General features: G+C 57.6%; 24 protein-coding genes. 12 read left to right on the top strand and 12 right to left on the bottom strand.

Translation table 11 applies throughout. The features are described 5' to 3' along the window. The first annotated feature begins 50 nt into the window (after positions 1 to 50). The 10 genes from GOW48_RS12795 to GOW48_RS12750 all read left to right on the top strand — a co-directional run bounded on the left by GOW48_RS12795 (position 51) and on the right by GOW48_RS12750 (position 9,108). Positions 51 to 218 (top strand): hypothetical protein, encoded by a 168-nt coding sequence (locus tag GOW48_RS12795; protein WP_170754318.1) that lies wholly within the window; start codon positions 51 to 53, stop codon positions 216 to 218. Continuing rightward, a complete protein-coding gene (boxA, locus tag GOW48_RS12790) occupies positions 215 to 1,405 on the top strand; it encodes a benzoyl-CoA 2,3-epoxidase subunit BoxA (RefSeq protein ID WP_170754316.1) in 1,191 nt (396 codons plus the stop codon). The genes GOW48_RS12795 and boxA overlap by 4 nt, the downstream gene beginning before the upstream one ends. Next, positions 1,405 to 1,851 (top strand): acyl-CoA thioesterase, encoded by a 447-nt coding sequence (locus GOW48_RS12785; protein WP_170754314.1) that lies wholly within the window; start codon positions 1,405 to 1,407, stop codon positions 1,849 to 1,851. The genes boxA and GOW48_RS12785 overlap by 1 nt, the downstream gene beginning before the upstream one ends. Positions 1,852 to 1,915: 64 nt before the next feature. After that, positions 1,916 to 2,836, top strand: coding sequence for a helix-turn-helix transcriptional regulator (locus GOW48_RS12780; RefSeq protein ID WP_170754312.1), 921 nt, complete (start codon positions 1,916 to 1,918; stop codon positions 2,834 to 2,836). 48 nt (positions 2,837 to 2,884) lie between these two features. Then, a complete protein-coding gene (locus tag GOW48_RS12775) occupies positions 2,885 to 4,414 on the top strand; it encodes an enoyl-CoA hydratase-related protein (RefSeq protein WP_234900849.1) in 1,530 nt (509 codons plus the stop codon). A 382-nt stretch (positions 4,415 to 4,796) separates the two neighbouring features. Beyond that, positions 4,797 to 5,702 carry a LysR substrate-binding domain-containing protein gene (locus GOW48_RS12770; RefSeq protein ID WP_170754308.1) on the top strand — a complete coding sequence of 302 codons (906 nt, stop codon included), beginning with the start codon at positions 4,797 to 4,799 and terminating at the stop codon, positions 5,700 to 5,702. A gap of 88 nt (positions 5,703 to 5,790) precedes the next feature. Continuing rightward, complete coding sequence (locus GOW48_RS12765) at positions 5,791 to 6,972, top strand: CaiB/BaiF CoA transferase family protein (RefSeq protein WP_170754306.1); 1,182 nt, start codon at positions 5,791 to 5,793, stop codon at positions 6,970 to 6,972. Continuing rightward, complete coding sequence (locus GOW48_RS12760; protein WP_170754304.1) at positions 6,969 to 7,679, top strand: glutathione S-transferase family protein; 711 nt, start codon at positions 6,969 to 6,971, stop codon at positions 7,677 to 7,679. Before GOW48_RS12765 ends, GOW48_RS12760 begins: the two co-directional genes overlap by 4 nt. Before the next feature lie 28 nt (positions 7,680 to 7,707). Continuing rightward, complete coding sequence (locus GOW48_RS12755; protein ID WP_170754302.1) at positions 7,708 to 8,121, top strand: GFA family protein; 414 nt, start codon at positions 7,708 to 7,710, stop codon at positions 8,119 to 8,121. A gap of 78 nt (positions 8,122 to 8,199) precedes the next feature. After that, on the top strand, positions 8,200 to 9,108 hold the full coding sequence (locus tag GOW48_RS12750) for a carbon-nitrogen hydrolase family protein (RefSeq protein WP_170754300.1): 909 nt from the start codon (positions 8,200 to 8,202) through the stop codon (positions 9,106 to 9,108). Between the two features lie 9 nt (positions 9,109 to 9,117). Here the strand turns inward: GOW48_RS12750 and GOW48_RS12745 are convergent, their stop codons facing one another. Together GOW48_RS12745 and GOW48_RS12740 are read right to left on the bottom strand one after the other, a co-directional pair. After that, positions 9,118 to 10,746 carry an FAD-binding oxidoreductase gene (locus tag GOW48_RS12745; RefSeq protein ID WP_170754299.1) on the bottom strand — a complete coding sequence of 543 codons (1,629 nt, stop codon included), beginning with the start codon at positions 10,744 to 10,746 and terminating at the stop codon, positions 9,118 to 9,120. 80 nt (positions 10,747 to 10,826) lie between these two features. Beyond that, positions 10,827 to 11,447 carry a glutathione S-transferase family protein gene (locus tag GOW48_RS12740; RefSeq protein ID WP_170754297.1) on the bottom strand — a complete coding sequence of 207 codons (621 nt, stop codon included), beginning with the start codon at positions 11,445 to 11,447 and terminating at the stop codon, positions 10,827 to 10,829. Between the two features lie 112 nt (positions 11,448 to 11,559). On the opposite strand from GOW48_RS12740, the gene GOW48_RS12735 reads away from it, so the two are divergent. Next, complete coding sequence (locus GOW48_RS12735; protein ID WP_170754295.1) at positions 11,560 to 12,459, top strand: LysR family transcriptional regulator; 900 nt, start codon at positions 11,560 to 11,562, stop codon at positions 12,457 to 12,459. Positions 12,460 to 12,488: 29 nt separating this feature from the next. Here GOW48_RS12735 and GOW48_RS12730 read toward each other — a convergent pair whose 3' ends face one another. The 10 genes from GOW48_RS12730 to GOW48_RS12685 form a co-directional block, all read right to left on the bottom strand. Continuing rightward, positions 12,489 to 13,310: an inositol monophosphatase family protein gene (locus GOW48_RS12730; RefSeq protein ID WP_170754293.1), complete on the bottom strand. Its 822-nt coding sequence runs from the start codon at positions 13,308 to 13,310 to the stop codon at positions 12,489 to 12,491. Then, entirely contained in the window at positions 13,307 to 14,287 is a 981-nt protein-coding gene (locus GOW48_RS12725) for a zinc-dependent alcohol dehydrogenase (protein WP_170754291.1), read from the bottom strand. The genes GOW48_RS12730 and GOW48_RS12725 overlap by 4 nt, the downstream gene beginning before the upstream one ends. Positions 14,288 to 14,311: 24 nt before the next feature. Beyond that, the gene (locus GOW48_RS12720) at positions 14,312 to 15,133 is read right to left on the bottom strand and encodes a RibD family protein (RefSeq protein WP_170355214.1); all 822 of its coding nucleotides are present in this window, start codon (positions 15,131 to 15,133) and stop codon (positions 14,312 to 14,314) included. 36 nt (positions 15,134 to 15,169) lie between these two features. Further along, a complete protein-coding gene (locus tag GOW48_RS12715) occupies positions 15,170 to 15,949 on the bottom strand; it encodes a methyltransferase domain-containing protein (RefSeq protein WP_170754289.1) in 780 nt (259 codons plus the stop codon). Beyond that, on the bottom strand, positions 15,933 to 16,328 hold the full coding sequence (locus GOW48_RS12710) for a 6-pyruvoyl trahydropterin synthase family protein (protein ID WP_170754287.1): 396 nt from the start codon (positions 16,326 to 16,328) through the stop codon (positions 15,933 to 15,935). Before GOW48_RS12710 ends, GOW48_RS12715 begins: the two co-directional genes overlap by 17 nt. 12 nt (positions 16,329 to 16,340) lie before the next feature. Next, positions 16,341 to 17,414 carry a glycosyltransferase family 4 protein gene (locus GOW48_RS12705; protein WP_174821891.1) on the bottom strand — a complete coding sequence of 358 codons (1,074 nt, stop codon included), beginning with the start codon at positions 17,412 to 17,414 and terminating at the stop codon, positions 16,341 to 16,343. Further along, positions 17,411 to 18,313, bottom strand: a complete 903-nt coding sequence (locus GOW48_RS12700) for a lysylphosphatidylglycerol synthase transmembrane domain-containing protein (protein WP_170754285.1) — start codon at positions 18,311 to 18,313, stop codon at positions 17,411 to 17,413. The genes GOW48_RS12705 and GOW48_RS12700 overlap by 4 nt, the downstream gene beginning before the upstream one ends. Then, on the bottom strand, positions 18,310 to 19,923 hold the full coding sequence (locus GOW48_RS12695) for a sulfatase-like hydrolase/transferase (RefSeq protein ID WP_170754283.1): 1,614 nt from the start codon (positions 19,921 to 19,923) through the stop codon (positions 18,310 to 18,312). The genes GOW48_RS12700 and GOW48_RS12695 overlap by 4 nt, the downstream gene beginning before the upstream one ends. Then, positions 19,920 to 20,540: a CDP-alcohol phosphatidyltransferase family protein gene (locus GOW48_RS12690; RefSeq protein ID WP_234899480.1), complete on the bottom strand. Its 621-nt coding sequence runs from the start codon at positions 20,538 to 20,540 to the stop codon at positions 19,920 to 19,922. The genes GOW48_RS12695 and GOW48_RS12690 overlap by 4 nt, the downstream gene beginning before the upstream one ends. A gap of 201 nt (positions 20,541 to 20,741) precedes the next feature. Next, positions 20,742 to 21,476, bottom strand: coding sequence for an endonuclease/exonuclease/phosphatase family protein (locus GOW48_RS12685; RefSeq protein ID WP_170754279.1), 735 nt, complete (start codon positions 21,474 to 21,476; stop codon positions 20,742 to 20,744). Between the two features lie 85 nt (positions 21,477 to 21,561). Between GOW48_RS12685 and GOW48_RS12680 the strand changes: the two genes are divergently transcribed. Further along, the gene (locus GOW48_RS12680; RefSeq protein ID WP_170754277.1) at positions 21,562 to 22,143 is read left to right on the top strand and encodes a YceI family protein; all 582 of its coding nucleotides are present in this window, start codon (positions 21,562 to 21,564) and stop codon (positions 22,141 to 22,143) included. Positions 22,144 to 22,200: the final 57 nt, after the last annotated feature.

The following is a 22,200-nucleotide window of genomic DNA, read 5'->3' as shown; positions in this document are numbered from 1 at the left end:
TCTCCACTGCCCGCCGCATCTTGCCAGCCAACGCGGGAAGGATATGGATAATGCCAGCGGAACGCTCCGCACTCAGCGTAGACAAGGCCGAGGTACAGCCCAATCACTCGGTGATCCGGGGGCGTTGTCTTGGCTGTGACACCTGCACCGGCATCTGCGCAACACTTATCGACGCCATGACCCTTCCCGCCCTTATCCAGCGACGGCATAAATCATGAACAAACCCATCAAACAGCACCTGATCGACCCGGAAATCTGTATCCGTTGTTACACCTGCGAGATGACCTGCCCCGAACAGGCTATCGAACATGACGACAACAACGTGGTTGTAAACGCGGACCTGTGCAATTTCTGCATGGACTGCATCCCGGTCTGCCCGACCGGATCAATCGACGAATGGCGCGTGGTGACCGAGCCCTACAGCCTCGAACAGCAATATGAGTGGGAGGAGTTGCCGGAACAGGAGGATCTGGGCTCGGATGACGCCGACACCGGGATTGAGGCGCTGGATGATGCGATGGCCGCGTTGCTGGCCGATGCCCATAAGGGTGCGGGGGGCAAATCCAAGGCCCCGGCCACGGCGTCGAAACCCACGATCAATCTGTACAACTTGGGCAAACCTGTTCAGGCCGTTGTGCAGGGCAACTACCGCCTGACCGAGGCGTCCTCGGACAGTGACGTGCGCCATATCATTCTGGATTTTCAGGGCCACCCGATGCCGGTTCTGGAAGGTCAGTCGATCGGGATCATCCCGCCCGGCACCACCGGCGAAGGGCAGCCGCACCTTCCGCGGCTTTACTCCGTGTCCAGCCCGCGCGATGGCGAACGACCCGGTTTCAACAACGTCTCACTGACCGTCAAACGCGAAGAGGGCGGCGTTTGCTCGAACTATGTCTGTGATCTGAAAAAGGGTGATGCGGTCAATGTCACCGGCCCGTTCGGGTCGACCTTCCTGCTACCCGACGACCCGGATGCGCGTATCCTGATGATCTGCACCGGCACCGGCTCGGCCCCGATGCGCGCCTTTACCATGCGCCGTCAGCGCAAGGTGGGCACGATCCACGGTGGTATGACGATGTTCTTCGGGGCGAGAACGCCTGACAGCCTGCCCTATTTCGGGCCTTTGCAGAAAGTGCCCAAGACGCTGTTGGATCAGCATCTGGTATTCAGCCGGCAAGAGGGTCAGGACAAGGAATATGTTCAGGACAGGATGCTGGCCAAACGGGACATCGTCGCCGATCTGCTGCAAGATCCCAACAGCTATGTCTATATCTGCGGCCTGCGGGATATGGAGGACGGGGTCGAGCAAGCTCTGACTGAAATCTCGGCGGGCGTTGGACAGGACTGGACCGCGCGGCGGGATCAGATGCGCGACGCTGGTCGGTACCACGTGGAGACCTATTGATGTCGGCCCGGCCAGCCTCGGCCTATCGACATGATATCCGGGTGACATGGGGCGATTGCGACCCGGCGCGCATCGCCTATACCGGGCGCCTGCCATGGTTCACGCTGGATGCGATCAACGCCTGGTGGGAAGAGCATCTGGGTCAGGGCTGGTATCAGCTGGAACTGGACCGCAATGTCGGCACGCCCTTCGTCCGGCTTGAAATGGATTTCAAAGCCCCGGTCACGCCCCGGCACACGCTGGCTTGTCACGTATGGCCCAGCCGGTTGGGCACATCCTCCATCACGTTTCGCGTCGATGGCGAACAGGATGGCCAACTGTGCTTTTCGGCCCAGACCGTCAGCGTCTTCATCGTGGCAGACGCGTTTGAAAAACGCCAACCTCCGCAGGATATCCAAGACCTGTTGGCTCCGTTTTTGCGTGACGCGGAGCAGACCGGGACATAACCGTTTTCCTTTTTGGTCCGGCGAACGTATTGTGCATTATTATACACATTCGGAATTGCGAAACATGGCGGAAATTACAACCTTCAGCGGGGTGTCGACCCAGATTGACACAGATTCCGAGATCGAACGCAGCATCTTGGCGCTGATGGTGCAGGTGGGCGAACGGGTCCGCAGCGCGCGTGAACGCAAAGGCATTTCTCGTCGGGTTCTGTCCGAAAGCTCGGGCGTGTCACAGCGCTATCTGGCGCAGCTTGAATCCGGGACGGGGAATATTTCGATCGGGTTGCTGCAACGTGTGGCGCATTCGTTGGATCACCGGATCGAGTGGTTCGTGGGTGCCGAAGATCCGTGGAACTCCACCAGCCTGCGCGTGGCCGAATTGTTCTCTGCCGCCGATAGCGAAACACGTGATCAGGTGTTGCAGGCGCTCTCGCCGGGCAGCGATCAGGGTGGAAGGGCACAGCGCGTCTGTCTGATTGGCTTGCGCGGTGCGGGGAAATCGACGCTTGGTAAACTTGCGGCTGAACAACTGGATGCGCCGTTTTTGGAGCTGAACAAAGAAATCGCCCTGCATGGCGGAATGCCGATTGACGAGATCCTCGCCCTTTACGGGCAGGAAGGCTATCGCAAGCTTGAGGCCGGGTCTTTGGATCGGGTCATCGAAAACTATGACCGCGTGATCCTGGCCGTGGCCGGTGGCATCGTGTCCGAGCCCGAGACGCTCAACAAGTTGCTGTCCAGTTTCCATACGATTTGGCTGAAGGCCTCGCCGCAGGAGCATATGGACCGGGTGCGCGCGCAGGGTGATGAGCGGCCCATGGCGGGCAATGCCGACGCGATGGAGCAGCTGACCTCGATCCTGGCCAGCCGCGAGGTTCTTTATGCGCGGGCGCGGTTCATGCTGGACACGTCGGGGCGGGCGCTGGACCAGTCGCTGGATGAATTGGTGACGATGATCCGGACGCAAAAGCTGTTGGATGCGTGACCTAGGTCTATATCCGCACATAAGTGAACTATAACGCAGAAGGAGCCGATGATGGCCGTGGATGTCTGGCGTCAGGGGGCCGTCGGGTTTGTCAGGCTGAACAACCCGCCTGTGAATGCCATCGGTCTCAGCGTTCGCCAGGGCCTGTGGGATGCGTTGGCTTGGGTTCAGGCACAGAAAGGTCTGTCGCGGGTGGTACTGCATGGATCGCAGCGCGCATTTGCTGCGGGTGCGGATGCGCGAGAGTTTGACGCGCCGCCAGTTGCGCCGCATTTGCCGGAAATTTTGCATGGGATCGAGGCCTCGGACGTGCCTTGGGTTGCGGCGATCACGGGGGTTGCGTTGGGCGGTGGGTGCGAACTGGCGCTGGCCTGCCGCTATCGGATCGCGGCGCCGGGTATCCGGATTGGCCTGCCCGAGGTGACGCTGGGCGTGGTGCCCGGCGCGGGCGGAACGCAACGCATGCCGCGCTTGATCGGGATTGCGGCTGCGGTTGATTTGATTGCAACCGGCAAGCCCCTCACCGCTGAACAGGCCGAAGCCTTGGGGCTGGTGGATGGTATCGCAGAGGATCCGGTGGATGTTGCGCAACATTTGGATATAGGCGCGCTGGAGCTGTCTTTACCGCCCGGATTACGGGACCGGCCCGCCGCAGATGATACGGCGATTGCGGCCGCGCGCGCCGATGTCACGCAGCGGATGCCCCACCAGATCGCGCCGCCTCGGGCGATTGATCTGGTGGCCCTGTCCGCCACAACCCCTTTGTCGGACGCAATGGCCCAGGAACGCGCGGCGTTTCTGGACCTGCGGCAAGGCGCACAAGCCCGCGCCCTGCGCCATATCTTCTTTACGGAACGCGCTGTGCGTGGGCAGGACGCCCCCAGCACTAGCCACATCGCAAATCGCATTCTCGCGCGGTACCACGAAGCGGCGGATACGGTGCTGATGGATGGCTCGACCCCGTGGGAGGTGGACGAGGCCATGGTCGAATTCGGCTTTACCATGGGTCCGTACGAGGCGCAGGACCTGACCGGTGTGGACACTGCTCTAGCCAATCGTCGCGAAAACGCCCCGCGCGACCCGAACCGCCGATATATTCCCATCGCGGACCGGATGCTCGAGCTGGGCAAGCTGGGCAAAAAGGTCGGAGCAGGCTGGTATCGATATCCCGGCGGGGGTGGGAAGGTTGACGACCCGATCGTGGCCGACCTGGCATTGGAGGAAGCACATTTCGCAGGGATCACCCGCTGTGACTATTCTGAAGAGGAGATCAGGGACAGGCTGCTATGTGCGATGATCAACGAAGCGGTTGGTCTGCTTGACGAAGGAATTGCCTTATCCGCTCGAAGTATTGATCTTGTTACCGTAAGAAGCTGTGGCTTCCCACGGTGGCGTGGTGGGTTGATGTTTTATGCGGATACGATCGGGGCTGAAGCTATCTTGGCGCGTCTGGATACCTATGCGAACGAAGACAGTTTGGTTTGGGAACCCAGCCCTTCCCTGCGATGTTGCGTGGAAAACAACTTCTGCCTGTCTGACCGGTTTCCGACCAAGTTACACTTAGAGACCCACAGTTAAACTTATCTGTTTAGAAAAGATCAGACGTTCGGGATTGTTGGAAGAAGAGTTCTCATGAACTGAGGAAGAGATGTCAAAACAGCGGCTTGAGCCCGGAGTGGGCTTTCTGAATTCGCCAGTTTTGAGAGAAATAGGCCCGTTTTTCAGGTCGATCCCCAGACGCCGGAATTCACTGCTTGTGCCGATGTTCTGTGCATTCGCATAGGAACAAGGTTAAACGCCCGGAAAGGTAATACGACGCGAGTGATTAGGCGTCACGGAGTCATCAACCAAACAGCGTTTTCTGGTTTGCTAAACACTGTATGAGATAGTCATAAACTGTGCGAAAGGGATTTGATCTGTTCTGGCTGTTCATCTCCCGAACGAGGGCTAAGATGTCGCCATGTCCAAGTTCAGACCGCGCATTCCACATGATTATTTCCCGCCTTTTGGTGGGCTGAAATCCTTCTACGAAGTTGCTTTGACCGGCAGCGCCGTCAAGGCAGCGGAACGCTTGCAAGTTTCGGCGTCGTCTATCAGCCACCAGGTCAAGTCGCTTGAATCCGAACTGGGGGTCCGGTTGGTCGAAAACCGCAAGGGACGTCTGTTTCTGACCGCCGATGGCGCACAGTTTTTTGATCAGATCAAAGGGCCGATGTCCGAGATACTGCGCGCGACCGAGGCCATCCGTTCGATGCCGGGGCGCAAGCGGATATCTTTGACTCTGACGCCGTCTTTTGCAGCCGGCTGGCTGTTGCCGAGGCTTTCCGATCTTGAACGTAGCCACCCCGATCTTGAGGTCAATTTGGTCACCACAACACGTGTGGTTGATCTAGAACGGGAAAATGTTGATCTGGCAATCCGGCGGGGAATGGGCGAGTGGCCTCAAACGGTTGTAACTCCGCTTATGCGCGAAGTCATCGTGCCCGTGATGTCGCCTGCGTTTGCTCAGACGATTGGGGGTATGGCGCTGGCGGAAGTTTTGAAAACCCAGCGGGTTTTGGCAAATACGACCGTGGATGCAGAATGGGATCACTGGTGCCAGGCGCGGGGGTTTCAACCTCCGGCGGCCAATCAGCGGTATAGTCTTGAAACCTATGAATTGACGATTCAGGCGGCACAGGACGGTTTGGGTATTGCGTTGGGCCGCAGACCGCTGGTGGATTCTTTGCTTTCGGCTGGCGTTCTGTGCGCGCCTTTTGATCTGCCCGACGCCGACAATATCGGCTATTATGTTGCGCGGCCCGATGGTGCCATGCGGTCCGATGTCAAGCGGTTCCATGACTGGTTGCTGACGCAAAGGAATTGAATTTTTTTCAACTCTTGCTGAGGTTTTTGCAGTACAAACCTGTTCCTTCGCAACCTAGGTTCAAACTAAGGTTTGCAGGAGTTTGGCGATGGCCCAGCACAGTGACATTCAGCGCAACGGCCCCCTGTCGGGCATTAGGGTCATTGATCTGACCGCCGTTGTCTCCGGCCCCATGAGCACGATGATCCTTGCCGATCAGGGAGCCGATGTAATCAAGATCGAACGCGCCGACGGCGACTTTACCCGTCACGTGGCGACTCGCCGAGGGGGACATTCGGCCTCTTACCTGAACAATAACCGCAACAAACGCTCGGTGGTGGCCGATCTGAAAAATCCCGATGATATCGCCATGATCAAGACGCTGGTGCAGGACGCCGACGTGTTTATCCAGAATTTCCGCCCCGGTGTCGTGGATCGTCTTGGGCTTAGCTATGAAGTGCTGAGTGTGCTCAACCCCCGGCTGGTCTATATGTCCATTTCCGGGTTCGGGTTCGACGGACCTTTGGCCAATAAGCCTGTCTATGACCCGCTGATACAGGCGTTATCGGCGCTGACCACGGTTCAGGCCGGATCGGACGAGGAGCGTCCGCGTCTGGTCCGCACGATCCTGCCCGACAAGCTGACGGCGGTACAGGCCAGTCAGGCGGTGACCGCCGCGCTGTTTGCCCGCGAACGCACAGGAAAGGGCCAGAAGGTCACGCTGTCGATGCTGGACACAGTGGCGGCTTTCCTCTGGGCCTCGGACATGAACGGCCACACCTTTGTGGGCGATGAGATGGAGGTTGAGGCCAGCCAGTCTTTCCATGATTTGATCTATGAGGTGAAAGGCGGATACCTCAGTATTTCGATCATGCAGAACAAACATTGGGAGGCTCTGGCCCATGCCACAGGTCGCCCTGATATCATCGACGACGAACGCTTTAAAACGACCGAGTTGCGCGACATCAACCGGGACGCGCGGCTGGACTTGACGCAAGAGATGGTGCGTGACCTTGACCGTGACACGTTGTTGACTGCATTGGAAGAGGCGGGTGTCCCCTGTGCCCCTGTCCTGACACGACGCGAGATGCGCCAACATCCGCAGCTCGAGGCCAATGGTATGTTCGTCGAATATGACCACCCGACTGCCGGTCGCCTGCGGCAGACCCGGCCGGCTGCCGTGTTTCATGGTACTCCGGCGACCGACTTGCGCCCCGCGCCGGAACTGGGCGAACACACTGCCGAGGTCCGCGCGAGCCTGACCCCAAACCCTCTGGCGGATGCATCATGATTGACTTCTATTACTCCCCCACACCGAACGGTTGGAAAGTCGCGATCATGCTGGCCGAAACTGGTTTGGATCATCGCACCATTCTTATGAACCTGCGCGGTGGCGACCAGTTCCAACCCGACTTTCTGGCAATCAGCCCAAACGCCAGGATGCCGGCCATTCTGGACCATGACGCAGACGGTGGCCCGCTGAGTGTTTTCGAAAGCGGCGCCATCATGTTGCACCTGGCAGATCGCAGCGGCCAATTCGGCCCCGAAACCCCACGCGAGCGGATCGCCTTTACCGAATGGCTGTTCTGGCAGGCAGCCAATCAGGGTCCGATGGGCGGTCAACTGAGCCACTTTGTGAACTATGCGCCGAAGGACCAGCCCTATTCCCACAAGCGATACAAGGGCGAGTTCGAACGGTCTCTGGCGGTCCTAGAGAACCGGCTTGAGGGGCGCGAGTATATGTTCGACCGCTATACGATCGTAGATATGATGTGTTTTCCGTGGGCCTTCATCGCGAAACCTTTGGGCGTTTCACTGGATGCTTTTCCAAACGTTGCCGCCTGGCGTCAACGGATCAAGGCACGCCCTGCCGTTCGTGATGCGATCAACCTGCACAAAAACGCTCAGTTCACGGGCAAAGCCACGGCGCAGCAGAACGAAACCCTGTTCAATCAATCGGCCGCCCACCTGATGCCAACAAAAGAGAAATCCCAATAAAACCAGAACCATCAGCAAGGAGACACCAATGCCCAAGATCGAAGGAAGCTGCCTGTGCGGACAGGTCACCTATAGTTCCAGCGCCGATGAGCCTGCCATGATGGTCGTCTGCCATTGTCCGGATTGCCAGCGGCAAAGCGGCTCGGCCTATTCGACCAATGTGCTGGTGCCGACCGCGTCGATCGCATTCGAGGGTGACAGCCGCAGGACCTATGTGATGAACGGGGCATCCGGGCAGCCGGTGACCCGTAATTTCTGCGGCAATTGCGGCTCGCCCCTGTCGACCGAGATGCCGGCCTTTGGTGACCTTGCGGCGGTAAAGGCCGGGACGTTGCAGGACAGTTCATGGGTCAAGCCCTCGATCCAGATCTGGTGCAATTCTGCGCAACCCTGGGGCCCGGTTTCGGATGATATGGACAAAGCGCCGGCCAATCCGGGTTAAACGTCTGATTTGACACCCTGGCCCGTGCCTGATGAGATCATGCGCGGGTCATAGTTAAAACGAGCAGGACATTGCCTTATGAAAGTTGCCGCTGTTCAGGCCGCTCCGGTCTTTCTTGATCCACAGGCCAGCACGGACAAGCTGATCGCCCTGCTGCGGGATACCGCATCCAGTGGGGCCGAATTGGTTGTCTTCCCCGAGGTGTTTTTGTCCGGCTATCCCGTATGGCTGCGCGCCCCGAGCGTGGCCCATAATGACGAGCTGCTGAAGATCGGGCATGTGGCCTATCTGAAGTCCGCGATTACGACCGACGGCCCCGAGATTGCTGCGATCTGTGCCGAGGCAACTGACCTTGGCGTTGCCGTCATGACCGGGATCGTTGAACGGGCTGGTTCGGGCGGTTCGGTTTATGCCTCGTTGGTGACAATCCTGCCCGACAAGGGTGTCGTGAATGTGCATCGCAAGCTCAAGCCGACGTTTCACGAAAGGCTGCTATGGGCCGATGGGGATGGGCATGGTCTGGCTGTTCAGGATTGGAAAGGCATCCGGGTCGGCGGTTTGAATTGCTATGAAAACTGGCAGCCTCTGGCCCGGCAAGCGCTGTACCAGCAGGGAGAACAGTTGCATATCGCAACATGGCCAGGTGATCTGGACGTAACCGACCACATCACACAATTCATCGCGATGGAGGGGCGAGTTTATGTTGTTTCGGTTTCGGGTCTGCTGCGCAGCAGTGACATTCCTGACAGCTTCCCCTTGCGAAAACACGTAACCGAGGGGCGCGATGTCATCAACGACGGCGGTAGCATGATCGCGGCACCCGGTGGCAAATTGATTGCGGGCCCAGTCACGGGCGAAGAGATCACGCTCTATGCTGAGATCGATGTGGATCAGGTTATCGCCGCACATCTGAAACTGGACCCGGCAGGGCATTACAGCCGTCGCGACATCCTTAGCCTCAACCATAGCAAACAGCGGTTGGACTAACGGCAGCGGTCAGGCAGAGCCGAAGGTTTCATAGTGGATTTGGCTTCCGTCTATTCCGGCAGCTTCTAAACCTGACTTCAGATCAGTCACGAATCCGGCGGGACCGCAAAGCATGTAAAGCGCATCCGCACCGGCATCGAGCGCCAGAACCTCTGCGGCCGTGATACGGCCTTCTGCGTCGAAATCACGACCAACCAGATCGCTGCTTTCGGGCTGGCTGAAAAACACGCGTTTCCGTGCGCCGCGGGTCGCCGAGATCAGGCGGTCTGTTTCTTGGGACAGTGCATGGTGACGACCGTTGCGTGCGCCATGCACGAACCATACCTGGCGTCCGGTATTCTGTTGCGCCAACCGATGCAGCATGGCCATCATTGGTGTCAAACCAACACCCACGCTGACCAGAACCAAAGGGCGTGTTGAATCAGGTATCAGAAAATCACCAGCCGGAGGGCGGGCTTCGATCGTGTCTCCTATTTTGATGCTGTCGTGTAGGAATTGCGATGCAGCCCCACCTGGCTCGCGCTTTACAGTGATCCGGTAAGTGTCTTCACCGGGTTTGCCCGACAGGGAATAAGACCGACGTATCTTTACATCATGCGCAGGTATTTCGAGGGCGATCGGCAAATGCTGCCCGGCTTGAAAGGGTGACAGAGTATCGCCCTCGGCCGGAGCGAGGTGGAACGATGTGATCCCCTCGGCCTCGGATTTCTTGTCGACTACGGTCAGGTTTTGCGACGGGGCAGGGTCCGTTGACCAACGTAACGAAAGTGCCTCGGTCCGTTCAATCACCGCGTCGATCGTAACGTCGATCATGCGCAAAATGTTTGGATCACGCGCTTCTTCGGGCGCCCAGTCGATCTTGGCGCGCCCGGTCAGATGCAAAAGTCCACCGGTTGCGAAATCGACAAACAACAATCCGACACGGGGGTCCTGCAGCAGATTTCCAATCGTGTTGAAAAAGTTGTTCCCGGAATAATCCGGTATGCGCAACCGGGTTGGGCTGATCACGCGCACGAACCCCGGCTCGCCGCCTCTATGCGAAGCGTCGTACCCATCCGAGGCCGCCTTTTGCGGGGCGTGATGACCGGACCCTAGGAAAAGCGTGTCAGCGGCACGGATGCGAGCGATTTGGCCGGGGCTGAGATGGTCGGATTCTTGGGCTTCTGTGGGCACGGTTCTCGGCGCGCGCCACCAATCGCGTTCATTGATGTACTGCGGGCAGTTTCCGAACGTTTGGCGAATGTCTATGATCAGCCCTTGGTCCGAACGTCGGGTCCGGCCGCTAAGACGGTTGCGGCGTCTTGTGGCCAGTTCGATCCCGACCACCCCAATATCGGTCTCTTCCTGCAGGCAGTGTGCCAGAGGATCCAGCGGGTCAACTTGTGTATCCAACGTCAGGCGTTCCGGATCAGGAGACCCGATGAACCCATCAGGCCCTTCGATGATTGTTGCCCAGACCTGACCTTCCAAGTCATCTGAGGCGACGACGAGAAACGGTTGCGCCTGATAGAACGTACGGTGCTGTTCGGGCATGAAGTCGCGTATATAGCGTGTTCCGATGGTGGCAATATTATCCGCGCCCGCGCGTTTTTGTGCGGCCAGTTCACCGGCATGGAATGGGGTATCTGCGTCGACCATCGGTTCACTCCTTCTTTATTTCCCAACACTGGGAACCCTTGCCCGAAGCTCTTTACACTCAAGTTTCGGGCAGGTTTGGTTCAGGCCACGAGGCCCGCAGCGGTGGAGGGCATCGGTTCAAAGCCATCCAGGGCCTCGAAACGCGCGATCCAGGCCCGTACGTTCGGGTAAGGGTCAAGCGAGACATTCCCCTCGGGCGCGTGGGCGGTGTAGGAATAGCCAGCTACATCTGCAATGGTCGGGCGGTCGCCAACCAGCCAATCACGCCCCTCAAGGCCATTTTCTAGCTTTTTCATTGCCTTGTCTGCGGTGGCCGCGGCAAAATCAGCATCCAACGGAGCACCAAAGACTGTAATCAAACGTGCAGCACATGACCCAAATGCAATTTCACCTGCGGCAAGGGTCAACCATTTCTGGACAGCAGCTTCTCCGACTGGATCGCTGGGCATCCAGTCAGACGCATATTTCCGGGCAAGGTAGACCAGAATTGCGTTCGAATCCGATACGACGACATCGCCATCTTGCAAGACCGGCACTTGACCGTTTGGGTTCATGTCCAGAAATTCTGGTGTCTTGTGCTCTCCGGCAGCCAGATCAACAAAGATGGCCTCGTGCGCAATTCCTGCGAGCTGGGCGAAGACCAAAGCACGATGCGCGTGACCTGATTTCGGGAAATGGTGGATACGAACTGCGTTGGACATCTGTTGGCTCCTGTCATTCATAAGCTGTGTCTGACGGACAGATAACTCTTGCGAAGTTGGATGATAATTGTCAGGTTTTGCGAATAATTAGGCCCTGAAAGGGCGCAATGAAATGGACAAGATTGATCGAATGCGCGCATTCGCGCTGGTGGCAAAAAATGCCTCTTTCACGTTGGCGGCGCAGCGGATGGGGCGTTCATCTCGACTGGTCAGCAAATATGTTGCTGATCTGGAAGAGGCATTGGGCGTGCAGCTTTTGAACCGTACGACACGCAGCGTATCCCTGACAGATGCGGGTGCGACGTATCTGGCAATGTGCGAACCGCTGCTGGATGGGTTTGACGAACTTGAGGAAACAGTCCGAAACGCCCAGAAATCACTGCGCGGCGTAATCCGGATTTCTGCGCCGACCGGCTTTGGCTCGGTGCGGCTTGCGCCGTCACTTGCGGCCTTTGCAACACAGCACCCCGAGGTCGAGATTGACCTGAACCTGTCCGACCGCAGGGTGTCGATCATTGATGAGGGTCTGGACCTCGCTATCCGGATAGGTCCGATGCGCGACAGTTCACTGAAAGTGCGTCAACTGGGGCAAATGCCTTTAATCGTATGCGCATCCCCCGCGTATCTGGACCGCGCAGGCACGCCGACAGACCCACGCGCCCTGGCGACACATGACTGCATTCTTGACGGGAACATGTCCGAGCCCGGGCTGTGGCGGTTCGATATCAAAGGCGAAGATGTGGCGGTTCCGGTAAGCGGACGGTTGCGCGCCAATGCCCCCGCAGCTTCGGCGCGTCTTGCGATGGATGGTGTGGCGATCGCACGATGTCCTGCTTACACAGTAGCTGAGGCTCTCAGGTCGGGTGCTTTGATCGAACTGTTTTCTACTTACCGTGTGGCACCTTATGTCGTCGCCGCTCTTTTCCCGCAAAATCGCCGTATGACGACCCGCGTCCGGCACCTGATCGACCACCTTGCAAACGACGACCTCATCACAAACGCAGGCGCGTGACCAGGCGGGGGGATTTGTCTAAGGTCATCTCAGACAATGAACTTGCGGAACGTATTTGCCAAGGCTGCGTTACTTGCCAGAAAAGAGCCTGACGAGAAGATGTCTTGATCCGGCCAAAGCGGCTGCACGACCCCTTTGGCTTCCTGTACCAACAGAATTCCTGCAGCAATGTCCCACGGGCCCAGGTTCCGCTCCCAGTACCCTTCAAGCCGCCCGACGGCGACATAGGCAAGATCAAGGGCCGCAGCGCCGTTTCTGCGAATACCGGCACACTCTGGCATAAGTCGTTCAAGGTCCTGAAGGGCAGGTTTCAGATAGGTCACACGCCCCCCGGCAGGGACGCCAGTGGCAAACAAAGCTGCGGTCAGATCACCTTCGCCGCTGACCGTTATCTGTCGCCCGTTCAAAAATGCGCCGCAGCTGCGTTCGGCTGTGAACATTTCGGCTTTCTGGGGATCGTAGATCAACGCAGCCAGTACATCGTCGCCATCACATAACGCTATGGATATGGCCCAATGGGGAATACCCTTGAGGAAATTCGTCGTCCCGTCCAACGGATCCACCACCCATTGCAAAGCCGTTCCGATGCCCGCGCGCGTGCCAGTCTCTTCACCGAGCCAACCATACTTGGGATAGGTCGCGGTCAGGTGCAGATTGATTTCCGCTTCTGCCGTGCGATCTGCGTCGGATACGAAATCGCCTTTGGATTTTTGCGAAATGTTTAGCGTGTCGCGGGTCTTGAAGGCTTGTTGCAACCCGGCCCCGGCGCAAAGCGCGGCCCGTGCCATCGCTTGCATGTGTTCAGACGCCTTGGGCGACAGCCAAGGAGTAACTTCCTGCGGCAACGTCATCTGTTGGAATACCGTATTCTATGGCAGAGGGTCGATGGATCTTCCAGAATAGACCCGTAGTTCTCGGGAAGATCTGCGAAATCAGTTTCACCCGAAATCAATACGTCCAGAACTGGGTCTGCCAACAGGTCAACCGCCTTGGTTAGCCGCTTTTTGTAGTCCCAGCGCGCTCCCATATGTGCGGGGATACGACCGACTTGGCTGCTGATGATCCGCAACCGCCTTTGATGGAACTGGGCACCAAGCGGCACGGTCGTGAGGTGATCACCATACCAACTGGCTTCGATGATTGTTGCTTCGACACCGGCAGCGTTTATTGCTGTCGCCAATCCGCTTGAGGTGGCTGAGGTGTGGATGACCATGTCTGCGTCTTCGGGCACGTTTTCGGGGGTGGCAAAAGCACAACCCAACTGTCCGGCAAGCGCGGCCTTGTCCGGGTCGATGTCCACTATGCAAACCTCGGTTCCGGGCGTTCTGGCACACAGGTATCCGGTCAGCGCGCCGACAACACCGCCGCCAACAATGGTCACTTTGCTGCCTGCGCAAACGCCCGCGTCCCACATGATGTTCAATGCTGTTTCCATATTGGCCGCCAACACGGCGCGGGCAGGAGGAACGGATGGATTGATCGAAATGGCCGCATGTGAGGGTATGCTGAACCGTGTCTGGTGGGGATATAGCGCGAATACAGTCTCACCCTCACGCGGTCCGGATTGAACGGTGCCAACAGCCGAGTAGCCATATTTGACGGGGAAGGTGAAATCGCCTTGCTGAAACGGCGCACGCATGGTGTCATGTTCGCTGCGCGGTACCTGACCGTGAAACACAAGCCGTTCGGTGCCCCGGCTGATGCCCGAGAACAGGGTGGACACTTGTATATGGTCCGGGCCATCAAGGATGTCCGTTTCGCGTATTTCAGTGCTAGCGGCTTTAGTAATCCATAAAGCCCGTGTTGGCGGTTCTGGGTTGGCGGTCATTGTTTATAGTTCAACTTATTCGCGTTAGGACGCATGAGCAGCGGTCCGGCAGGGTAAGGGGTAGGTAGCCACTTGTTCATGTCGAGGTTCCAGTGTGCAGTCAAACAGCACGTCAGTACCCAAACCATAGACGTCCGTCTTAGGCCGAAGGGCCTGCGCCAGGCTAGCGACCGGTGATGTGGTCAGCCCTTGTGGTCCGGCCCCAATCAATAGGGGTGCAACCGCGACATGCAGCCGGGTCAGCAGCCCTGCTTCAAGAAACTGAGCAATCGTGATGCCGCCACCTTCGATCAAGACGCGTTTCAATCCACGCTGACGCAAGGCGCTCAGGATTTGTGCCGGCGAAATCCAATGGGTGCGGGGCAACTTGACCACTTCGATATGGTCAGGACGCGGTGCATCTACCGATTGGATGACTATGCACCGGGCGTTCATGTCCTGCATCAGACCGATATCGTTTGGCATCCTCCCGTTTGGGTCAATGATCACGCGGACCGGATTTTGTCCTTTTACGAGGCGAACGGTGAGGCGTGGGTTGTCATGCAGTGCAGTTTTAACGCCGATCACAACCGCATCCGACAAAGCCCGTAGACGGTGTAAATGTACCAGCCCTTCACGACCAGAGATGTCTTTGGCATCGCCCGAAACAGTTGCAATCCGTCCGTCCAGTGATTGCCCGATCTGCCCGATCACCTGACCCGAGGGATTCGGCTGTGCTAACGCTCCATAGACAGAGATGGCCCGCTTTTCGCCTTCCGTCCAATCCGGATCGCACAGACAACCATGACCCGCTCGAACGGCAAGAATGCGGTCCCAAACCCTGGGTGTTACGTCAATGTCGTGCATTGGTTTCTCCGCATTCTGTATAGAGTTGAGCGACTGTCATCGTGGTACCGATAAGTGGTCAGTGTGCCCAATCGTCCCAAGCGTTTCTGCGACCGCGCCCCGCCTGTCTATTCCCCAATCGAGGGCGTGTTTCTCGCCCGCCTCGTGGGCTGCCTGCGCGATTCCGTCTAAAACTGCGTCATGCAGTTGAGTCTCTTGCGGCCCCAACCGCCACGGGCTTTGTGCGGAAGCAACAGTGTAGCCCACTATTTCGCTCAATTCCGCAAACCGTGACCCGGATAACGGCCCCAGCGCTGGTCCCAAACCTTTGTCGTTCGTCTGGTGCCAGTTGAACGCCCGAGTGACGACACAGTCACGTTCGTCGTTGGGCGTCCAGCTCATTTGGCCATCGTAGTTCAGGGCCGTGTAGATTGGTATGTCCGCTTCGGCTGCACGGAGGATCAGAGCATTGATCCAGCTTTCGGGCATAAGATCGAACAAGGCCGAAGCCGTGATCAGGCCGACGTCCCCGAGCGGCAGATTTTTTACGTCACCGAGATTGCCGACGACGCATTCGGCTTCGGGATGGCGATCACTTGCAATACGCAACAGGGTCGCGTCGTTGTCGAAAAAGCGCCAACGCATCTTGCCGAACCCTGCTTGAACAAATGCCCGGGCCGTTGATCCGGTGCCACTGCCCAGATCCAGTACAATGGACCCATCTTGAACGCAGCTTGCGGCACTAGCGAGCAGTTTTGGATCGCGGGCCCGGTGATCGGCTGGTTCCCGAAGATTCAGCCAATCCGGTTCAAAGCTGGTTTCAGATGTCTGCTTCATGCCACCCACGCGCCACATGGCTTTCGTGCAGCTGCACCCGAATGCGTTTGACGCGGCCATTGTCGCCCAATCCGCTGGTTTTTGCGACCGCCTTGAGTTGATCCCAAATGTGATAGCAAAGAAACTCGGTCGTTGTGATCTTGCCCTTGAACGCGGGGACTTCGTCCAGATTGGCGTAGCGCAGCGGGGCAAGCGTGTTGGCCAGAGCCTCGGTGGCCAAGCCGATATCAACGACCAGACCGTTTTCATCCAGATCTTCGGTGTAAAACGCCGCATCCACCACGAAGGTCGCGCCGTGCATCCCTTGCGCGGGGCCAAAAACAGGAGAGGGTAGGGAATGCGCGATCATTACATGGTCGCGGACTTCAACAGCAAACATAGGCAGTCCAGTTCATTTCGTGGGTCCAAAGGGGAAAGGCGGCGCAAGTGACTCGGCCACCCGTTTGATGACATCGGCGAAATGCCGGGTTGTGTCGTGCCAGCTCGGCAACCCTGCCGACTGTTCCAGTGAAGCCTGCGCAGCTTTCGCCAACTGATCCGGGTCTTCCAGCAGGGTGCGCAATTCGGCTGCAAAGGCATCCGGTTGATCGGCGGGCACAAGACGCCCGGCATAGCCAACCGTTTCGGGGACCGCGCCGACTGCGCAGGAAACAACCGGCAGACCGTGCAGCATCGCCTCGCTCAGGACCATACCGTAGCCTTCGTATCGTGTGGCCAGAGCGAACATACTTGCGCGTCGGTATGCATCCTCGATGGCGGCACCATCGACCTCGCCCCTTAGTTGGATACGATTAGCTAACCCTGCATTCGAGATCTGTGATTGTAATTCTGCTGTATAGTTTGGGTCTTGCGGGCGGCCGACAATTTCCGCTTGCCAAGGCAGGTCGGCAATTTGCGCCAAAGCAGAGATCAGAACGTCGTGGCCCTTGCGCGATGACAATAATCCAACACTCAGGATCAGCGGTGGTGAAACAGGTGCTGAACCAGTCATGGGGCGCAGGAAGCCGGGGCTTGCCACAGTGATCCGATCAGGGGACACACCGAAATCGGCCCAAAGCGTCTCCCCGATATGGGTGCTGGTCACGATGACATGGGCGACATGTTCCAGCACTGCGGCCTCGTTGCGGATCAAATCCTGTGCGCGGGCGGGATCTGTTCCGGTTTCCAGCCCAAGCGGATGGTGGACAAGCGCGATCACAGGTGCGGCAATACTGGCGACACCTTCGGGTGGCATGGCGCCCAGAGCCAAACCGTCCACGATAACCGGGGTAGAGGCAGGAACGGCCCGCAGAGCATTCAGCGCAGTTTCCATGTCATGCGCAGGTGCATTCGGAAAACTGCCGGGCAGTTCCAGATGCGCGGTTGGGCAGCCGATTTGGTTCAACAAATCCAATACGGTCGCATCATAGATATAACCGCCGGTGCGCTGGTCTTTGTCTCCGGGTATCGCAAAAACGGCGCTCATGATGCGTTTTCCAAGGGATTTGTGTTCAACTCAGCTTCGGAGAGCATAAAAACAAAAGCAACCGCAGGAAGGGCGGCCAACAGCATCACAGCACCATAACAGATACCCATCGCGATCCCAGCTTCGGGCGATGCCCCGAGTATGGGAAATAGCGCGGCGGCGGCGCCTTCTCTCCATCCCCAACCGGCGATCGACAACGGAACCAGCATGGCGCACAAGACCAAGGGCAGAACTGTCACGCTTGCCTCAATCGATAGTTCTGTTCCAGTAGCACGGGCGCATGCATAGAGGCCGAAGATCAACAGAGCAGCGGCCGTCATGGCATGAGCCGAAATCTCTGGGCGGACCATCAGCACAAGGCAGAACTTCGTAAAACGGGCTGTCTTTTGAGCCGACGCCAGCCAGATCAACACACCGAAAGACAGGGCAACGCCAGCTCCCAGCATCCATCCTGTCCCGCTGGGCCATTCGATTCCACCCGGCCACAACAAACTAACGGACAGACCGGCAAAAAGGACCGCAAACAGAGCCACCTGGCCCATAAGCCGCTCGGCCACGACGGATTGCGCTGCGCGTTTCAGGTCGCCATGCTGGCGTGTTCGGATTGCACGGCTGACATCGCCAACGACACCACCGGGTAACAGCGAATTGGCGAGAAGAGCTAGATAATATTCCTTTAGCGCTGCGCGGAAAGTCATCTTCAGCTCCAACGCCCGCGCGGTTAGCTGCCATCGCCGTGCCATTGATAGGGTGCTGCAATTCAAGGCAAGGATTGCTATCACAATCCAGAACGGCTGAGCTTCGCGCAGTCTTTCCCAGACCTCTCCGGCCGCGCTCCACCACAACACGACGCCCAACAGCGCAAGTGATCCGAACAGGCGAAACAGGCGGGCACTCATCTCGGTTCCCCCGCTAATTGCCCCGAAGAAGTGAAGGCTAACAGGAAATCATCGCGAAACGTATCCATCCGACGTACCGGGCCATCTGCGGCGGGCGCTAGACCGTCAGCCCAGCCCCAGTGGTTAATCAAAGACAGAACATCTGTGGGGCCGATAACATGGATCGGGACATCGCGATTGTCACTGCCAGCCACAAAACCTGCGGCTTGATGATCTCCTGCGACAATAACCAGTGGTGCTTGCTTACCCAGTTTTGCCACATGCGAAAACACTGCTTGCAAACTGTAGTCGACCGCGCGGCGATAGGCGTCCCGCACATCATCGTGATCCTTCCATAACTCCCGCGCGGGGGGGCCTTGCTCGGCCATCGGTGTGAAAACGGTTCCATCGCCCAGGTCCTGATCCCTGATCATCTGCGGGATCGGTGTCCATGGCGCGTGGGACGAGATCAGCGCAACTTGAATGAAATCAGGCCGTGGGTCGGGCGGTAGCAAATCCTGATAGGTCGCCAGAGTGAACTGATCAGGCATAGTCACCCAGCCAAAACGTTTTCCGCGATAAGGAATGTCCGCGGCTGCAAATATGTGATCGAACCCCATCACGGCGCTTTCGGGCCAGGCCAGCGTAATCGCAGGCATGATCGCCGCCGTGCGATAGCCGGCATCCCGCGCATAGTGGAACAACCACTTTCGATTGCTGACCAGCATTGCGTTGTAGCGTCCGTTATCCGACGTCCAAAGTCCGGTCGACAAGGCGCCATGTGCCAGCCAGCTTTCGCCACCTGCCGTGGGTGAGGTCAGCCAGCCGCTTTTGACGGACAATCCCGCTTGCGTAAGGGCCGTCTCGGCACTTTGCAGCGTCGGCAGGTGGGTTTCGGAATACAGTGGATTATCAAAACTCGCGCGGCCATAGCTTTCAATCCAGATCAGTAGAACATCGCGGCCCGAAAGCCTATCCAGCAAACCTTGCGCTTGGCGCATCGGATCTGCCCGCGCCTCGCGACGGAACACAGACAGATCGTCAACGGTTGCCTGCATCTCGGTCCCACGCTTGAACACCAGCCGGGATGTCCACGCCGTGCCCGGAGGGCTTTGATCAAAACGCCAGTATTTAAGGTGATGCCCGGCGTCCGCCACGGCCCAGGATCCTGTGATCATTATGCCAAGCACCGCAGCCGTCTTCGCCCAAACGGGGGGTGACAGAGACCCCCAGGCTTTCAACCCAAATCGCAGCAATACGAAATAGATGGCCACCAGCGCGCCGCCTGTCACAGCCATCGCTATGGCCAAGGGCCTGCCAACACTGTCTTGCAACAAGCCAAAACCTGCCTCGATCAAAAATGTATCGACGATTGGATTGAAGGTGCGGTTATACGCGGTGAATGTGGCGTAGTCAGCGAGTTTCATCAGGCTGGCTGCGATCAAAAGGGCCGCCAGAATTGACGCCACCCCAGGGATCCTTCCGAATGCGATCATGAATAGAAGGATCACGGGCAATTCCAGCGGCCAGCGGTTCACCGCAGACCAATTCATTGTGCCGGGATGGTTCGGCAGGACCAAAGCGCAAAAGACCAAAAGAGCGCCGAGGACAAGTGCGAAAGATAACCTCATGAGTTGCGGCTCAGCAGCCAACGGATATCCACGCCAAATGAGTAACTCAGCGCGATTGACGCACTGATGGAAATCGGCGCGATCAGAAAGTGAGGTGCCAACGGGCAAATGAGGATCAAAAGTGCCGCGATCTGTACCACGCAGATGGTTTTGCGACGAAAGGATGGCCTAAGCCCTCCTTGCAGTCGGGGTATTGCCCAACCAGCAACAACAAAGGCATAGCGAGCAAAACCAAGAATCAGAACTTCGGCCTGTGTGGTTCCGGATAGCATCAGCCACAGCGCAAGCACTGCACCCAAGGCCGCATCGGTTTCCATGTCGAACCGCGCGCCGAAATCGGATTTCAGTCCCGAGCGACGGGCCAGCCAGCCGTCCAGGCCATCCATCGCAAATGCACTTGTTCCGATACAGAATATCACCCAGCCCGACACAGTGTCGGCGACAAAAAGCGTGCCGAAAAGGAACGCCACAAGGGCCGCGCGCAGCAAGGTTACGGTATTGCAAAGGCCCAGCAACCTGTGAGGGTACGAAGTTGCCAACCCCAGCCCGGCAAGGGCCGAGGCCACGAAGAACGCAAGCAGAACCCAAAAAACGGTTGGCAGGGCTAACCATGCCAAGATTGTCAGCCCACACCCAATCAAACCTACCTGAAGCCAAAAGGAGGTCATGGGCGACATCAGCCAGAGAGACTGGCGATCCGCTGTCACGCGCTGTGACGTTTGGGCTTTGGTTTGCAGTGTCATAATCTATTGTGATCTAGCGTAGATTTCCCTTTTGACTAATCTCTTAACAAATGCCGAGCGTCATTATTCAGGTGATCACGAAACCTTGACCGAAGCAATCAATGGTAAATGGTCTGACGCCATGCGCAGATTCGGCGTCGACATAGCCTGTGCATCAAAGACCCCATCAGGCCGATCAGTCATAATTCGGTCCAGAGGCAACAAAGGGCGGCGTGACGGAAAGGTCGCCCGCGCAGGTCCTGCAAGCTTTTGCCCAACAAGACGTCTGTGAAACATCAAACCACCCCACGGCCGCCATTCGTTCAAGTCACCCAGAAGAATTGTCTGCATCTTAGGGCGGCGCCGCAAATATTGCCCGATGATACGCATTTGTATGACGCGCAAGGGTTGGAACAGCGATAAATGCGTTGAGAGAATTCGCATATCGACGCCGTCTCGCAGGGTCTCGACCACGACCGCGCCTCGGTGGCAATGCCCCGGAAGATCGACAACATCGCGGTGGGTCACCTCAAAAAGCGGATGAAGAAATAGAATGGTTCCCAGGAATCCGTCGCTTTGTGATCCCCATCGCATCGCATGCTGATCATGCTGGTAAACCAAGCCGGTGTCGGCCTGTATGCGGCGCATGTCTAAAATTCGCGCATGTGGCCGGCACTCGCCATCGGCCTCCTGCAAGGCTAAAACGTCCAGCCGAAGAGGGGCCAGATCAGCAGCGATGGTTCGATGGATACGATCGGGATCAACCCGCTTGTCCGCTCCCTTGGCGCGGTGAATGTTCCAAGTGGCACAAGTTAGACGGGTTAAGCGCATTTAGTTTACTTTGTCGGTGCAGGGCGCGGGCTATATGGTTGTTTGACTACCTTTATCTAGTTCGACAATCGTCAAGGGACCAGCCATGCGCAATATTGCTTTAAGCTTTCTGATCGCAACCTCTCCAATCGCAGCGGCCGCCGAAATGGCGAGCTACGAACTGGACCCCGAACATACGACGGTGTTTTTTACCATAGAACACATTGGATACGCCGACACGCTGGGGATATTCGGCAATGTGCAGGGTATTTTCGACTATGACACCGAGACGCAGGAACTGGCGAATGTTCAAGTCGCGATCGACGCCAAAAGCGTCAACACCTTTAACAAGGCGCGTGACGGGCACGTTAAAAACAAGGATTTTCTGCATGTCTCGGAATTCCCCGAAATCACCTTTGTCGCAGAGTCTGGTACAGCCGCCACAGACAATGCGGGCACAGTGACCGGAGACCTGACGATATTGGGCGTGACCCAGCCGGTGACACTGAACGTGACGTTGAACAAGGCTGAACCCTACCCATTTGGGCACAAACGGTTTGTGCTTGGGCTTTCGATAGAAGCCTCCATCAAACGCAGCGACTATGGCATGACTTACGCGGTCGAGAATGGCCTTGTGGGTGACCTTGTGAACATAAAAATCGAAACCGAAGCTATGCGGATCGAATGACCCGTTTCGGCCTGCACCAAGCTTAAAAATGGTCTCATTTTTTTGTGCGCGTTTGTG

Source organism: Ruegeria lacuscaerulensis (assembly GCF_013033355.1).
GTDB lineage: Bacteria > Pseudomonadota > Alphaproteobacteria > Rhodobacterales > Rhodobacteraceae > Ruegeria > Ruegeria lacuscaerulensis_A.
This window is presented reverse-complemented; position numbering and strand designations above follow the sequence as displayed.

Excerpts from the sequence above, each read along its gene's own strand:
- GOW48_RS12735 (WP_170754295.1), top strand. The coding sequence starts at position 11,560 with ATGGACAAGATTGATCGAATGCGCGCATTCGCGCTGGTGGCAAAAAAT.
- GOW48_RS12740 (WP_170754297.1), bottom strand. The coding sequence starts at position 11,447 with ATGTCCAACGCAGTTCGTATCCACCATTTCCCGAAATCAGGTCACGCG.
- GOW48_RS12780 (WP_170754312.1), top strand. The coding sequence starts at position 1,916 with ATGGCGGAAATTACAACCTTCAGCGGGGTGTCGACCCAGATTGACACA.
- GOW48_RS12785 (WP_170754314.1), top strand. The coding sequence starts at position 1,405 with ATGTCGGCCCGGCCAGCCTCGGCCTATCGACATGATATCCGGGTGACA.
- GOW48_RS12715 (WP_170754289.1), bottom strand. The coding sequence starts at position 15,949 with ATGAAGCAGACATCTGAAACCAGCTTTGAACCGGATTGGCTGAATCTT.
- GOW48_RS12720 (WP_170355214.1), bottom strand. The coding sequence starts at position 15,133 with ATGCACGACATTGACGTAACACCCAGGGTTTGGGACCGCATTCTTGCC.
- GOW48_RS12695 (WP_170754283.1), bottom strand. The coding sequence starts at position 19,923 with ATGAGGTTATCTTTCGCACTTGTCCTCGGCGCTCTTTTGGTCTTTTGC.
- GOW48_RS12770 (WP_170754308.1), top strand. The coding sequence starts at position 4,797 with ATGTCCAAGTTCAGACCGCGCATTCCACATGATTATTTCCCGCCTTTT.
- GOW48_RS12710 (WP_170754287.1), bottom strand. The coding sequence starts at position 16,328 with ATGTTTGCTGTTGAAGTCCGCGACCATGTAATGATCGCGCATTCCCTA.
- GOW48_RS12680 (WP_170754277.1), top strand. The coding sequence starts at position 21,562 with ATGCGCAATATTGCTTTAAGCTTTCTGATCGCAACCTCTCCAATCGCA.
- GOW48_RS12730 (WP_170754293.1), bottom strand. The coding sequence starts at position 13,310 with ATGACGTTGCCGCAGGAAGTTACTCCTTGGCTGTCGCCCAAGGCGTCT.
- GOW48_RS12705 (WP_174821891.1), bottom strand. The coding sequence starts at position 17,414 with ATGAGCGCCGTTTTTGCGATACCCGGAGACAAAGACCAGCGCACCGGC.
- GOW48_RS12725 (WP_170754291.1), bottom strand. The coding sequence starts at position 14,287 with ATGACCGCCAACCCAGAACCGCCAACACGGGCTTTATGGATTACTAAA.
- GOW48_RS12755 (WP_170754302.1), top strand. The coding sequence starts at position 7,708 with ATGCCCAAGATCGAAGGAAGCTGCCTGTGCGGACAGGTCACCTATAGT.
- GOW48_RS12765 (WP_170754306.1), top strand. The coding sequence starts at position 5,791 with ATGGCCCAGCACAGTGACATTCAGCGCAACGGCCCCCTGTCGGGCATT.
- GOW48_RS12775 (WP_234900849.1), top strand. The coding sequence starts at position 2,885 with ATGATGGCCGTGGATGTCTGGCGTCAGGGGGCCGTCGGGTTTGTCAGG.
- GOW48_RS12795 (WP_170754318.1), top strand. The coding sequence starts at position 51 with ATGCCAGCGGAACGCTCCGCACTCAGCGTAGACAAGGCCGAGGTACAG.
- GOW48_RS12700 (WP_170754285.1), bottom strand. The coding sequence starts at position 18,313 with ATGAGTGCCCGCCTGTTTCGCCTGTTCGGATCACTTGCGCTGTTGGGC.
- GOW48_RS12685 (WP_170754279.1), bottom strand. The coding sequence starts at position 21,476 with ATGCGCTTAACCCGTCTAACTTGTGCCACTTGGAACATTCACCGCGCC.
- GOW48_RS12760 (WP_170754304.1), top strand. The coding sequence starts at position 6,969 with ATGATTGACTTCTATTACTCCCCCACACCGAACGGTTGGAAAGTCGCG.
- GOW48_RS12750 (WP_170754300.1), top strand. The coding sequence starts at position 8,200 with ATGAAAGTTGCCGCTGTTCAGGCCGCTCCGGTCTTTCTTGATCCACAG.
- boxA (WP_170754316.1), top strand. The coding sequence starts at position 215 with ATGAACAAACCCATCAAACAGCACCTGATCGACCCGGAAATCTGTATC.
- GOW48_RS12745 (WP_170754299.1), bottom strand. The coding sequence starts at position 10,746 with ATGGTCGACGCAGATACCCCATTCCATGCCGGTGAACTGGCCGCACAA.